Below are 13816 nucleotides of genomic sequence, written 5' to 3'. Positions count from 1 at the left end.
ACCCTCTACCCCATTCTGTGACCGATACTGGTCAAATTTTAATTAGCGCGCATTCTACTGGAGTTCGACGCCGATAAGAGTCGATTCGGATGCAGGTCGCCGCAGGAGTTTGTGCTTTATCGCAAACCTTCCTCGCTGGCCCCTGGTAACGCATAATGCCCGCCCCAATTTACCGTTGCAGGAGAGACAACGGGCCGCGCAAAGCCAAGGAAACCGATAGGCTATTTCCCGGTCAAACGCCGCTCCTTAAGGTACGAACCCCCGGAAAACGGATATAGACATCAAATGCTGGATATCAACGCTCGCATCGCAGAAGAACTCAACGTACGCTCCCAACAGGTAACTGCCGCAGTATCCCTGCTGGACGAAGGCGCCACGGTGCCCTTTATTGCCCGCTACCGGAAAGAAGTAACGGGAGCTTTAGACGACACCCAACTGCGCACACTGGAAGAGCGCCTGCGCTACCTGCGCGAACTGAAAGAGCGCCGCGCAGCCATCCTCAGGAGTATTGATGAACAGGGCAAACTCACCGCAGAATTAGCGCAGCAAATCAACGGTGCCGACACCAAGAACCGCCTCGAAGATCTCTACCTGCCCTACAAACCCAAACGTCGTACCAAAGGGCAGATCGCCATCGAAGCGGGCCTCGAACCTCTCGCCGACGCCCTGATTAACGATCCATCCCTCGATCCCACCGCAGAAGCACAGCAATACCTCAACACCGATCACGAAGACGCCTCCTTACAGGTAAAAGACATCAAGGCCGCCCTCGACGGGGCCAAATTTATCCTGATGGAACGCTTTGCCGAAGATGCCGAACTGCTGGGTAAACTGCGGGACTTCCTCAAGCGCGATGGCCAGGTTAAATCCAAGCTGCTCGACGGCAAAGAGGAAGAGGGAGCCAAATTCCGCGACTATTTCGAATACGCCGAGGACTGGTCCAAGGTGCCATCCCACCGCGCCCTGGCGATTTTCCGCGGCCGCAACGAGGGCATCCTCGCCATCAGTGTTGGATTACCAGAAGAGGAAGGTACTCCAGCCACCGCCAGCCATCCCTGTGAATCTATGATCGCTCGGCATTTCGATATCAGCGACGAAGGCCGCCCGGCGGACAAATGGCTCGGCGAAGTGGTGCGCTGGACCTGGCGCATCAAGCTGCTTACCGCGTTGGAAACTGACCTGTTGGGTGAGCTGCGCGAGAAAGCGGAAGAGGAAGCCATCAAGGTCTTCTCCCGCAATCTCAAAGATCTGCTGTTAGCCGCACCTGCCGGACACAAGGCCACTATCGGCCTGGACCCGGGGCTGCGTACCGGTGTGAAAGTTGCAGTGGTGGATGCCACCGGCAAGATACTGGACCACACCGCCATCTTCCCCAATCCGCCGCAAAACCGTCATCAGGAATCCGCCGCGGTTATTGCCGCCCTATGCAATAAATACAATGTAGGCTTGATCGCCATCGGCAACGGCACAGCCAGTCGCGAGACCGATAAATTTGTCGGCGAGACCATTAAGCAATACAAATTAAATGCGCAAAAGGTGGTGGTAAACGAGGCAGGCGCCTCCGTGTACTCCGCTTCCGAATTCGCCGCGCGGGAATTTCCCGATCTGGATGTCACCATCCGTGGCGCCATCTCTATTGCCCGTCGCCTGCAAGACCCGCTGGCTGAGCTGGTAAAAATCGAGCCTAAATCCATTGGTGTCGGCCAGTATCAGCATGACGTTTCACAGACTCAGCTGGCGCGTTCCCTCGACGCTGTAGTAGAGGACTGTGTAAACGGTGTCGGTGCCGAATTGAACTCTGCCTCAGCGCCGTTGTTGGCCAAGGTTTCCGGCCTGACTGCCTCCATCGCCAGCAATATCGTCAGCTACCGCGATCAACACGGCGCCTTTAAAAACCGCAAACAGCTGATGGAAGTACCGCGCCTGGGGCCCAAAGCCTTTGAGCAGGCCGCCGGCTTCCTGCGAATTAATAACGGTGAAAACCCGCTGGATAAATCCGGCGTACACCCCGAATCCTATATCGTGGTGAAACGCATCGCCGAGAAAAACGGCCGCGAGATCAACAGCCTGATCGGCGACTCCGCCTTCCTGCGCCGCCTCAACCCGGCGGATTACACCGATGAAAAATTCGGTGTGCCCACCGTTACCGATATCATCGCCGAGCTGGAAAAACCCGGCCGCGACCCACGCCCGGAATTCCGTACTGCGCGCTTCGAAGAGGGCGTTGAGGAAATCAAAGACCTGCGCCCGGCCATGGTGTTGGAAGGCACGGTTACCAACGTCACCAACTTCGGTGCGTTTGTGGATATCGGCGTGCACCAGGACGGACTGGTCCATATCTCCGCGCTTTCAGAAAAGTTCGTGAAAGATCCCCACGAGGTGGTTAAAGCCGGCGATATCGTCAAAGTAAAAGTGATGGAAGTGGATGTCGCGCGCAAGCGCATCGGTCTTTCCATGCGCCTCTCCGACGAGCCCGGCGAGCAGGGCAGCGGCAGTATCAACAAAGGCGACCAGCGTGAAAACCGCCAGGCCCAGCGCTATAACAAGCAACAAGGCAATCGGCAACAGAAGGGCGGCCAAGGGGATAGCCGTGGCAGCATGGGCGATCTGTTAATGGCGGCAATGAAGAATAAAAAATAATACTGCGGACCAACAAAAAAGGGCGATCACCAGATCGCCCTTTTTTATTTAATGAAAAATCAAAGCCGGTTGTAAAACTAGCATTAACGATTATTCAGCTGAGAATACCTCTGGTAATTCACTGGTAATACTCAGGCGCTCTTGGGTCTCTGGATGCAAAAATTCCAGAGCACTCGCATGCAATAATAATCTCGGGGCCGCAGCTAAGGCTTCTGAGTGTGCATAGAATGGATCACCCAATATCGGGTGCCCCATCGCCTGCATATGCACCCGCAGCTGATGAGAACGGCCTGTAACCGGCAAGAGGCGCAGTAAGCTGCTGTCTGCTGTACTAGATATTTTTTCCCAACGCGTGAGAGATGGCTTACCCACCTCATGATCTACTTTTTGTTTTGGCCTGTTTGGCCAGTCACAAATTAGAGGCAGATTCACCTCACCTGAGTCCGCAGTGTGTCCCCCCCACACTCTAGCAAGATAGGTTTTATCGACCTTGCGATTTTGAAAGAGTGTGCTGAGTTTGCGGTGAACTTCAGGACTCCGCGCCATTACCAATAGGCCCGAAGTATCCATATCCAAGCGGTGTACTATCAGTGCTTCCGGGTAGTTTTTTTGTACCCTGCTTGCCAGACTATCTTTATGGGCCGGATCTCTACCTGGCACACTGAGGAGACCGCTGGGTTTATTTAAAATAAGAAGGGAGGAATCCTGATAAATGACCGATAAAAAAGGCTCGGTTGGTGGGCAATATTTACGCATTATTTAACTCTTACAACCTGTTAAATGCTAATGCCCACACCCCGTGGCACTATAAAATATCAAGGAGGACTAGCGAGCCTCAAGGCCCAAGTCCTTTAAAATACTCTCTGAGGCACCAATCTGATTCATCGTATAAAAATGCAATCCCGGTGCGCCCCCCTCCAATAAAGTTTCACACAGGTCGGTAACTACTTCGAGACCCAGCTTACGGATATCTTCCGGGTCGCGATAACTTTCCATACGTTTTTTCAGCCAGCGCGGAATCTCTGCGCCGCAGTTACGCGAAAAACGCACTAAATTATCGAAGTTAATAATTGGCATAATTCCCGGATAGATCGGTGCATCGATACCGGCTTTCTCACACTGATCTATGAAATAAAAATATGAATCCGGGTTATAGAAGTATTGAGTCAGGGCGCTATTCGCTCCCGCCTCAAACTTTCCTTTTAAATAGCGTATATCATCATCATAACTGTTGGACTCCGGATGAATTTCCGGATAGGCGGCAACTTCCAGGTGGAAGTGATCGTCAGTATGGCGGCGAATAAAAGCCACCAACTCATTCGCGTAGACCAGTTGCGCCACCGCACCCATTCCAGAGGGCATATCCCCACGCAGGGCCACAATACGATTTACACCGGCCTCTTTATATATATCTAATAATCCGAGAATGATCTCTTCATTGTCTCCACCAAATGACAGGTGCGGCGCGATGGAAATACCATCTTTGCGCATATTGGTAACAATATTAGCGGTAGTTTCACGCGTGGTACCACCGGCACCATAGGTGACTGAAAAGAATTCTGGATTAAACGCCTGTAAAGCCTCGCGGGTTTTATACAGCTTGACGCGGCCTTCGGGGGTTTTGGGTGGGAAAAATTCGAAACTGATGCGAATGGGATTTTTCATTATATTTTCCAGGCCCTCCGAAATTCAGATGCCGGCACGGCCGGCATCTTTTATGAGGGATTAATATTTATAGCTTTCGGGCTTGAATGGACCGTCGACAGAAACACCTATGTATTTGGCCTGCTCCTCGGTCATACGGGTAATTACCCCATCAAAACCTTCCACCATATAACGTGCGACTTCCTCGTCGAGGTGCTTGGGCAGTACCTTGACGTAGAGTGCAGACACTTTTTGATCAGAGGCCAGGTCGGCAAACTTCTCTTCAAACAGGTGAATTTGCGCGAGAACCTGGTTGGCAAATGACCCGTCCATAATACGGCTGGGGTGACCAGTGGCGTTGCCCAGGTTTACCAAACGGCCTTCGGACAACAACAGCAGGTGGTCATTGGTTTCACTATTGCGCACTATTTTATGCACCTGGGGCTTCACTTCTTGCCACTCCCAGTTCTCGCGCATAAAGGCGGTATCAATTTCATTATCAAAGTGACCGATATTGGAAACTACAGCGCCGCTCTTCAGTGCCGCCAGCATATGCTTATCGCAGACATTGGCATTGCCGGTAGTGGTGACAATCAGGTCGGTATTGGCCAGCAGCTCTTTATTAATGCATTCGGCGGTGCCGGTGTTAATACCGTTAATGTAGGGAGAAACCAGCTCGAAACCATCCATACAGGCCTGCATGGCACAGATGGGATCCACTTCAGAAACCTTGACGATCATACCTTCCTGGCGCAGCGAAGCGGCGGAGCCTTTACCAACATCACCGTAACCGATAACCAGCGCTTTCTTACCCGCCAGCAGGTGATCTGTGGCGCGCTTGATTGCATCGTTCAGGCTGTGACGACAACCGTATTTGTTGTCATTCTTGCTCTTGGTTACGGCGTCGTTGACGTTGATCGCCGGAACTCTAAGGGTGCCTTCACGCAACATGTCCTGCAGACGATGTACGCCGGTGGTGGTTTCTTCACTGATACCGTGGCAATTGTTCAGGACGGCGGGGTACTTACGGTGCAGCAGTTCGGTGAGGTCACCACCGTCATCGAGAATCATATTCGGCTGCCAGCCGGCAACATCGGCACCCACGGTACGCTCTAAACACCACTCGTACTCTTCTTCCGTTTCACCCTTCCAGGCAAACACAGGAATTCCGCGTGCGGCGATCGCGGCAGCAGCGTGGTCCTGAGTGGAGAAAATATTACAGGAAGACCAACGCACTTCAGCACCCAAGGCAACCAGAGTTTCAATCAGTACCGCGGTCTGAATGGTCATATGGATACAGCCCATAATACGCGCACCGGCGAGAGGCTGTTCCGCGCGGTATTTCTCCCGCAGGGTCATCAGCGCCGGCATTTCACCTTCGGCAATTTCGATTTCACGGCGGCCCCACTCGGCCAGTGAAATATCCGCGATCTTAAAATCTTTAAATTCAGTGCTCATTTGATTCATTCTTTTGAGTTCCAGTAATGTTCTTTTCACTCACTGAGGCGCCGCAGCGCCTCCTGATAGCAACTCACGATATAGAGCCGCGTTTATCCAGTAGATTACAGACCCGCCTGCGCACGCAGCGCATCGACTTTGTCAGTCTTCTCCCAAGGGAAGGCGGTGAAAGTTTCACTGCGCGCTTGGCCGTTGCCATCCACCCAGTTATAGGTGTGGGTAAAGGGATCGCGACCAAAGTGGCCGTAGGCTGCAGTCAGCTGATACATGGGGTGCAGCAGATCGAGGGACTTGGAAATGGCATAGGGGCGCAGATCGAAATTCTCGCGCACCAGCTCCACCAGTTTCTCTTCGGGAACCACGCCTGTGCCAAAGGTATTGATGGCAACCGAGGTAGGCTCGGCAACGCCGATGGCATAGGACACCTGAATTTCACAGCGCTTGGCCAGGCCTGCGGCGACAATATTCTTGGCCACATAGCGACCGGCATAGGCCGCAGAGCGGTCCACTTTGGACGGGTCCTTACCGGAGAAGGCACCGCCGCCATGGCGCGCGGAACCGCCGTAGGTATCCACGATAATTTTGCGCCCGGTCAGACCACAGTCACCGACGGGGCCGCCAATCACAAAATTACCGGTGGGGTTAATATGGAATTTGGTGTCCTTGTGTAGCCACTCTGTCGGCAGGGTGTGGTGTACGATCAACTCCATCACCGCATCGCGCAAGTCGGCTTGGCTTACATCGGGATTGTGCTGAGTGGAAAGCACCACCGCATCGATAGCGCAGGGACGGCCCTGGTCGTCGTAGCGGAAAGTAAGCTGGCTCTTGGCATCCGGGCGCAACCAGGGCAGCAGACCGGACTTACGTGCCTCAGCCTGACGCTCCACCAAGCGGTGGGAATAATAGATAGGCGCCGGCATAAAAGTCGGTGTTTCATTGGTGGCGTAGCCAAACATCAGGCCCTGGTCGCCAGCACCCTGATCTTCTGGCTTGGCGCGGTCGACACCCTGGGCAATATCCAGGGATTGCTTGCCGATAACGTTGATCACACCACAGGTTTCCCCATCGTAACCCACGTCGGAGGAGGTGTAGCCAATATCGGTAATCACCTTGCGCACCAATTCCTCCAGGTCAACCCAGGCGGAGGTGGAGATTTCCCCGGCAATAACCGCGATACCGGTCTTTACCAGAGTTTCACAGGCAACGCGCGCCTGCTTGTCACGAGCCAACAGAGCATCCAATACCGCGTCGGAAATCTGGTCGGCGATTTTATCCGGGTGCCCTTCAGACACGGATTCCGAGGTAAACAGTTTGTATTCACTCATGTGAGAGTCTCCATGTGTTCCGCCGCGGGCGGTTAGCAAAATTCTGGGCCTGACAATCGACTGCAGTTGTCAGGGTTTTACAAATTCTCTGATCTGAATCTGAAAGCCATTGCGCAGCGCACTGTAGACACTGCGGCCGTCCCTTAAACCGGCAGTTTGTGCCCACTGGCTCAGCTGTTCGGGGGCAAATCCCAGCCATAGATCACCGCAGGCTTCCCGCGCCCAGTCCTGACCGTGCTCCTGTAGCTCTGCCACCAGTAACTGGCCACCACTTTTCAGTGCGCCTTGTAAGTCCTGGAAAATCTGTGCGGGGTCGGGGGTGTGGTGCAATACCATATTCACCACAATGCTGTCCGCACTGGCTGGGCGTGCCGATGTAGCACGGGTGTCACCACAGACAAATTCGATATTGGCCAGGCCCTGCTCATCGGCGAATGCCTGCGCGCGCTCCAACATAGCCGAGGACAGATCCAGCGCAGTGACAGTGGCAAAACGCAGGGATAACTCCTGTAGGAACTCCCCCTCGCCGGGCCCCACTTCAAGGGCATGGCGGCCAGAGTTGAGCAGCTGTGCCACCTGCGGGCCATACACGCTGTAACTGGCGATCAACTCCTGCTGCTCGCGAAAGCGATTGCCGTAGTCCGCAAAGAAGCGACGCGAGGCTTCGGCGCGCTCCTCCGAGATACGCGCCACCGATTGAGCCCGCGCGTCTGATAACGACAACTGGTCCAGGTTCGCGAACAGCTGTGCGAGCAGCGGTGTGCTGCCTGTGCGCCGGTAAAAGAGGTTGTTGCCCTCGCGGCGTTTGCTCACCAACCCCGCTTGGGCGAGTACCTTTAAGTGGTGACTCAGGGCCGGCTGGCGCAGATCAAATATTCGGCAGAGTTCCAGCACACTGTAGGAGTCCTGGCTGAGCAGACGCAATATCTCCAGACGCAGGGGATCCCCCGCAGCTTTTAGGGTCGCCGCCAGTTGGGGGATTTCCGCGCCGGTGCCGGATTGAGTAATGGGCTGGATTTCAGGCATGCGGATGAGTCTATCAGGCACATCGCACTATATCAAAGAACTTTGATATAGCTTCATAAAATTATTTTGATGTAGGTGCTTGTGGCCACCATCTGCACATAGACCCAGGCAATTGTTGCTTCACTTAATAGCAATTTCCCTCCGCAAGCCTTTGCGTGAGACACACCTTTACGGGAAAATACGCCCCCATTTTGTCGCTATGGGAAAAGCCTGTAGAGCACCCCGTAGCCATTCGAAAATCAGAGAGTTCTTCCTATGTCTTCTACTCCCTCTCGCACAGACAAGGCCAACGCTATCCGTGCCCTGTCTATGGACGCCGTCCAGAAAGCCAACAGCGGCCACCCAGGTGCGCCTATGGGTATGGCGGATATCGCCGAAGTGCTGTGGAATGACTACCTGAAGCACAATCCAGCCAACCCCGAGTGGGCCGACCGCGACCGCTTTGTGCTCTCCAACGGCCACGGCTCCATGCTGCTGTACTCGCTGCTGCACCTGTCCGGTTACGACCTGCCGATCGACGAGCTGAAAAATTTCCGCCAGATGCATTCCAAAACCCCGGGCCACCCGGAGTACGGTTATGCGCCGGGCGTAGAAACCACTACCGGCCCTCTCGGCCAGGGTATTACCAATGCCGTTGGTATGGCATTGGCAGAAAAAGTATTGGCGGCACAGTTCAACCGCCCGGGTTACGAGCTGGTCGACCACCACACCTATGTATTTATGGGTGACGGCTGTTTGATGGAAGGTGTTTCCCACGAAGCCTGCTCCCTGGCCGGCACCCTGGGCCTGGGCAAACTGATCGCCTTCTATGACGACAACGGCATTTCCATCGACGGAGAAGTAGAAGGCTGGTTTACCGACGACACGCCCAAGCGCTTTGAATCCTATGGCTGGCACGTAATCCCCAATGTGGATGGCCACGACGCCACCGCCATTAAAGCCGCCATCGAAGAGGCCCGCGCGAACAGCGATAAGCCAACCATTATTTGTTGTAAAACCGTGATCGGCTTCGGCTCCCCCAACAAGCAGGGCCGCGAGGAATGCCATGGCGCACCTCTGGGTGACGATGAAATCTCCCTTGTACGCGAAACCCTCGGCTGGGCCCACGCCCCCTTCGAAATCCCCGCGGAGATCTATGCCGACTGGGACGCCAAACCCAAAGGTGAAGCCCAGGAAGACGAGTGGAAAGACATTTTCGCCGACTACCGCGAAGAGTTCCCCGAGCTGGCTGCCGAATTCGAGCGCCGTATGCGCGGCGAACTGCCCGCAGACTTTTTTGCAAAGGCCGATGACTATATTCAGCAGTGCCAGGACGATGCGCAGAAAATCGCCTCGCGCAAGGCGAGCCAGAATGCACTGAACGCCTACGGTCCGCTGCTGCCTGAATTCCTCGGTGGTTCCGCCGACCTGGCCGGCTCCAACCTCACCATCTGGTCCGGCTCCAAGGGCGTCAGCGCAGAAGATGCCTCCGGCAACTACGTCTACTACGGCGTGCGTGAGTTCGGCATGAGCGCCATGATGAACGGCATCGCCCTGCACGGCGGTTTCATCCCCTATGGCGCCACTTTCCTGATGTTTATGGAATACGCCCGCAACGCCGTGCGCATGGCCGCACTGATGAAGCAGCGCGTGATCTTTGTCTACACCCACGACTCCATCGGCCTTGGTGAAGATGGACCCACTCACCAGCCGGTTGAGCAGCTAAGTGCTTTGCGCTCTACCCCCAATCTGCACACCTGGCGCCCCTGCGATGCCACCGAATCCGCAGTGAGCTGGAAAATGGCTATCGCCCGTAAAAATGGCCCCAGCACCCTGGTATTCAGCCGTCAGGGCCTGGCGCCGCAACCGCGCAACGCCGCACAGCTGGCCCAGGTAGAGAAGGGCGGCTATGTACTGTCCGACTGCGACGGCACCCCGGAAGCGATCATTATCGCCACCGGCTCTGAGGTGGAACTGGCCATGGCCGCCCAAGAGAAGCTCGGGGGCAAGAAGGTGCGTGTGGTTTCCATGCCCTGCGCCGAAGCCTTTATGGAGCAGGACGAGTCCTACCGCGAATCGGTACTGCCCTCCGCCGTGCGCGCACGCGTGGCGGTAGAGGCCAGCCACCAGGATTACTGGTATAAGTTCGTAGGCTTTGACGGCGCTATTATCGGCATGAGCAGCTTCGGTGAGTCCGCCCCCGGCGGCGAGCTGATGCGTCACTTCGGTTTCACCGTGGAAAATGTGGTGGAAACCGTCGAGAAAGTGCTGAACTAATTTCAGCACTCTAGCCGGGCGCCCCTTGCACACAATATCGCGAGGGACGTCTCGGCTACGCCTTCAATTCCTATCCGGCATGTACCGCTATGACCACCCGACTCGCCATTAATGGCTATGGCCGTATCGGCCGCTCCGTTCTGCGCGCTCTGTACGAATCCGGCGCCCGCGATACCCTACAGATTGTCGCCATCAACGAGCTGGCAGACTGCGCTACCATCGGCCACCTTACCAAGTACGATTCGGTACACGGTCGCTTCGCCGGTGATGTCTCAGTGAAATATGACACACTAACAGTTAATGGCGATTCCATCGCAGTTACGCATTTCGAGCGTTTGGAAGACCTGAATTGGCGCGAAGAAAATGTCGATATTGTGCTGGAATGCACCGGTAGTTTTAAAGAGCGGCGCTGTGCCGAACTGCACCTGGCCGCAGGGGCAAAAAAAGTTTTATTCTCCCAGCCCGCCAGCCGCGATGTGGATGCCACCATTGTTTATGGGGTTAACGATCACACCCTGAACGGCAATGAAACTATTATTTCTGCCGCCTCCTGCACCACCAATTGCAGCGTGCCGGTAATCGCAGCGCTCGACAAGGCGTTTGGTATAGAAGCGGGCGTGCTGACCACCATCCACTCCGCCATGAACGATCAGCCGGTAAGCGATGCCTATCACCACACCGATTTAAGAAAAACACGCTCCGCCGTTACCTCAATTATTCCCGTCGACACCGCACTCGCCCGCGGCATCGAGCGCATATTGCCGCACTTATTTGGAAAGTTCGAAGCCCAGGCTATGCGCGTACCCACTGTCAATGTCTCCGCTATTGATCTATCGGTTCAATTACAAAAAGACGTAAGTCAAAGTGAGATCAACGCTTTACTAAAATCCGCAGCTGCGACCGAGTTTAAAGGCGTACTCGGCTTCACCGAAGAACCCCTCGCCTCCTGCGACTTTAATCACGACCCGCGCTCGGGAATTATTGATGCCAGTCAGACACGGGTTGCCGGCGGAAAATTAGTAAAGATATTGATTTGGTTTGATAATGAGTGGGGGTTTGCTAATCGGATGTTGGATTTAGCAAAAATAACCTAAAGATTATCTATGCCTCACTCGGCTGCAAATTACTGATACAACATGAATAGTTAGGACGCCTTCCCCTAATAACGTTTTTTCATCTCATATACATAATCAAGTATTGATTTATAATCATATTTTTGATTATGTGTCAAATCATTTAACCTCATAAAAAACACACAAGGATTTGTTTTGTTTACCCTCTCAGATTTAAAAAAGTTGTCAAGCTACCTTTTTATAATAATAATTCTTTGCGGTTGCGAAGGAGGAGACGGTAGCTCTAATGGCAGCAATGCAAGTAACAACAATACCGGAGGCTCGAACGATAGTACCTATCCAACTGCAACAATTGATTTCCCACATATAGATGGGTTAGTTACAAGGCAAGGAAATATTATAATAAGAGGCTCCGCAAGTGATAATGAGGCTGTAAAAAGTGTATCAGTAAATGGAGTTATGGCAGATTCAACTTCCAACGTTAATTTTAGCAGCTGGCAAGCGGAAGTACCTCTAGAGAGTTTTGGGAAAAATACACTGACTGTAAAAGTAGAAGATGTAAATGGGAACATTTCACAAGCTGCGGCAACTAGAATAGTCAACGCCAATATACCTAATAATTATAATGCTTGCGGAAAAATATCTTATGATCCGGAAAATCACAGAGTGATAGGCAGCTATCCGGATATCGTAGAAACTGACTTAAACACAGGGAATCAAACACACACTCCATTTGATTTTGATATTTGGAGGCCCACTTACAACACCCTGACAAAACACCTATACGGAATGGACTATGACGGAAACATAGTACTATTCGACTATTCTAACCTTGTACCAATTACTATTTCTGAACAAGAGACAAATGGAGTTAGCCTAACACCTGGAGAAATTACGATAGATAGCAGCAATAATATGCTCTACATATCTGATACAGATGACCCTTATAATTGGTATATTGCTAGCGTAGACTTAAGTAGTGGAGCTAGAAAAATCATTGCTGATAAATCGACAGGTAGCGAAGACGACTTTCATCACATATCAGGAATAGAAGCCAGGAACGGGAGACTTTTTGCCATTACCAGAAAAACATATCCTTATCCGGAGGTTGGTTATTTAATAGAAGTTGACCTAAATACCGGTGAGCGATCCATAATCAGCGGTGGTATTTATGGGACTGGTTATCCTCTAAATCGGAGTATAAGCTTTACCGTCGATGACACCGCAGAATTCGCATATATTGGTGATTCATCCGATGAGTTAATAGAAGTCAATATTTCTACAGGCGAAAGAAGACTAGTATCAGAAAAAAAAACTTACCTTAAAGACAACTTGGTTTTCGGGAGAAATATCCACTTAACTGTTGATAGCGCTAACGAATCAGTCTATCTAAGTTGTTCATCAAATCAATTAATATCTATTGATATTGAATCGGGTGTTCGCAAACAAATAACACAATCTAAAAGAGGTGATGGACCTCCCATAGGGGATGCCTCATCTGTACGATTTGATAGCATTAACAATAAAATACTAATCATTAACGAAACCGCCCCAATTTATATGCCTGAGATAATGGAAATTGATCCTGTAAGTGGTGATAGAAAAATAATTGTTAGTGATATTATAGGATCTGGAATCTCACCAGAAAGCTATTACGATTTTGCCCTGGATGCAAAAAATGGACGTATTTTTATCACCCATTCCTGGTACGATCCTGAAGAGCCTGAGTCGTATGGTTATGTTGTAGAAGTAGATAGGGCTACAGGCGACAGAGCTATAATTTCTGGACTTGGGACTGGAACTGGATTTCCATTTGGACCAATTTCAGATATCGAAATAGATGAAGAAAAAGGGATACTATACGTTCTCAGTCGAAGTGATAGGGGTTTGTTTAGTGTCGATATTTCAAACGGAAACCGAACTGTAATCAGCCGGGTTTTTGAGGGTTATGGTCATGATTATAAAGGCCCCGATTGGTCAGACCCAAGTGGCATGGTACTGAGCTCAAATAAGAACTTTGCTTATGTTGCTGACCGTTTTAGAAATTCAATTTTCCTCGTTAATCTTACAACAGGATATAGAGAAATAATTTCGAGTGACGATGTTGGCGAAGGGCCATCTTTAGCCGGGCCATTTAATATGCGACTTGATTCCACTAGAAACAAATTAATTGTTAATAGCTCTAAAGTTTCTGGTGATCAACCGATGATTTATGTAGATATTGAAACAGGAAATCGTGAATATAGGTACTCAAATAATGCCAGCACAAAAAATAAGGCTATTGTAGATCCCAATACAGGGTTAACCTATATTTCAACCTTTCTTGGAGAAGTTAGAGTTTATGATTACGAAACCTCACAAGCACTGACAGTATCTAAATAACTTCTCCAACAA

Annotated in this window: 9 protein-coding genes; 4 read left to right on the top strand and 5 right to left on the bottom strand. The window is 51.8% G+C overall.

Going from position 1 to position 13816, the window contains the following annotated elements; translation table 11 throughout:
- Positions 1 to 285 precede the first annotated feature (285 nt).
- Positions 286 to 2640, top strand: coding sequence for a Tex family protein (locus ACJJIC_RS03765; RefSeq protein ID WP_445356470.1), 2355 nt, complete (start codon positions 286 to 288; stop codon positions 2638 to 2640).
- 90 nt (positions 2641 to 2730) lie between these two features.
- On the opposite strand, the gene ACJJIC_RS03760 is transcribed toward ACJJIC_RS03765, so the two are convergent.
- The 5 genes from ACJJIC_RS03760 to ACJJIC_RS03740 form a co-directional block, all read right to left on the bottom strand.
- Complete coding sequence (locus ACJJIC_RS03760; protein WP_445356469.1) at positions 2731 to 3396, bottom strand: RluA family pseudouridine synthase; 666 nt, start codon at positions 3394 to 3396, stop codon at positions 2731 to 2733.
- A 69-nt stretch (positions 3397 to 3465) separates the two neighbouring features.
- The gene (metF, locus tag ACJJIC_RS03755) at positions 3466 to 4305 is read right to left on the bottom strand and encodes a methylenetetrahydrofolate reductase [NAD(P)H] (protein ID WP_444910810.1); all 840 of its coding nucleotides are present in this window, start codon (positions 4303 to 4305) and stop codon (positions 3466 to 3468) included.
- 60 nt (positions 4306 to 4365) lie between these two features.
- The gene (ahcY, locus tag ACJJIC_RS03750) at positions 4366 to 5751 is read right to left on the bottom strand and encodes an adenosylhomocysteinase (protein WP_444910811.1); all 1386 of its coding nucleotides are present in this window, start codon (positions 5749 to 5751) and stop codon (positions 4366 to 4368) included.
- Between the two features lie 95 nt (positions 5752 to 5846).
- Positions 5847 to 7067, bottom strand: a complete 1221-nt coding sequence (metK, locus tag ACJJIC_RS03745) for a methionine adenosyltransferase (protein ID WP_445356468.1) — start codon at positions 7065 to 7067, stop codon at positions 5847 to 5849.
- 69 nt (positions 7068 to 7136) lie between these two features.
- Positions 7137 to 8093 (bottom strand): metalloregulator ArsR/SmtB family transcription factor, encoded by a 957-nt coding sequence (locus ACJJIC_RS03740; RefSeq protein ID WP_445359701.1) that lies wholly within the window; start codon positions 8091 to 8093, stop codon positions 7137 to 7139.
- Between the two features lie 255 nt (positions 8094 to 8348).
- Here ACJJIC_RS03740 and tkt point away from each other — a divergent pair, with 255 nt between their 5' ends.
- The 3 genes from tkt (at position 8349) to ACJJIC_RS03725 (ending at position 13804) form a co-directional block, all read left to right on the top strand.
- The gene (gene tkt, locus ACJJIC_RS03735) at positions 8349 to 10349 is read left to right on the top strand and encodes a transketolase (RefSeq protein ID WP_445356466.1); all 2001 of its coding nucleotides are present in this window, start codon (positions 8349 to 8351) and stop codon (positions 10347 to 10349) included.
- Between the two features lie 89 nt (positions 10350 to 10438).
- Positions 10439 to 11443 carry a type I glyceraldehyde-3-phosphate dehydrogenase gene (gene gap, locus ACJJIC_RS03730; protein ID WP_444910813.1) on the top strand — a complete coding sequence of 335 codons (1005 nt, stop codon included), beginning with the start codon at positions 10439 to 10441 and terminating at the stop codon, positions 11441 to 11443.
- 174 nt (positions 11444 to 11617) lie between these two features.
- Positions 11618 to 13804, top strand: a complete 2187-nt coding sequence (locus ACJJIC_RS03725) for a hypothetical protein (protein ID WP_445356465.1) — start codon at positions 11618 to 11620, stop codon at positions 13802 to 13804.
- The last annotated feature ends 12 nt before the right edge of the window (positions 13805 to 13816 follow it).

This window comes from Microbulbifer mixtoriginis (SeqCode), from assembly GCF_052468275.1.
The sequence above is the reverse complement of the archived record's forward strand: the minus strand, read 5'-3'. Positions and strand labels throughout refer to the sequence as shown.

What these genes read in the sequence shown, in the direction of transcription:
- ACJJIC_RS03765 (WP_445356470.1), top strand. Translation starts at nt 286, where the DNA reads ATGCTGGATATCAACGCTCGCATCGCAGAAGAACTCAACGTACGCTCC.
- ACJJIC_RS03760 (WP_445356469.1), bottom strand. Translation starts at nt 3,396, where the DNA reads ATGCGTAAATATTGCCCACCAACCGAGCCTTTTTTATCGGTCATTTAT.
- metF (WP_444910810.1), bottom strand. Translation starts at nt 4,305, where the DNA reads ATGAAAAATCCCATTCGCATCAGTTTCGAATTTTTCCCACCCAAAACC.
- ahcY (WP_444910811.1), bottom strand. Translation starts at nt 5,751, where the DNA reads ATGAATCAAATGAGCACTGAATTTAAAGATTTTAAGATCGCGGATATT.
- metK (WP_445356468.1), bottom strand. Translation starts at nt 7,067, where the DNA reads ATGAGTGAATACAAACTGTTTACCTCGGAATCCGTGTCTGAAGGGCAC.
- ACJJIC_RS03740 (WP_445359701.1), bottom strand. Translation starts at nt 8,093, where the DNA reads ATGCCTGAAATCCAGCCCATTACTCAATCCGGCACCGGCGCGGAAATC.
- tkt (WP_445356466.1), top strand. Translation starts at nt 8,349, where the DNA reads ATGTCTTCTACTCCCTCTCGCACAGACAAGGCCAACGCTATCCGTGCC.
- gap (WP_444910813.1), top strand. Translation starts at nt 10,439, where the DNA reads ATGACCACCCGACTCGCCATTAATGGCTATGGCCGTATCGGCCGCTCC.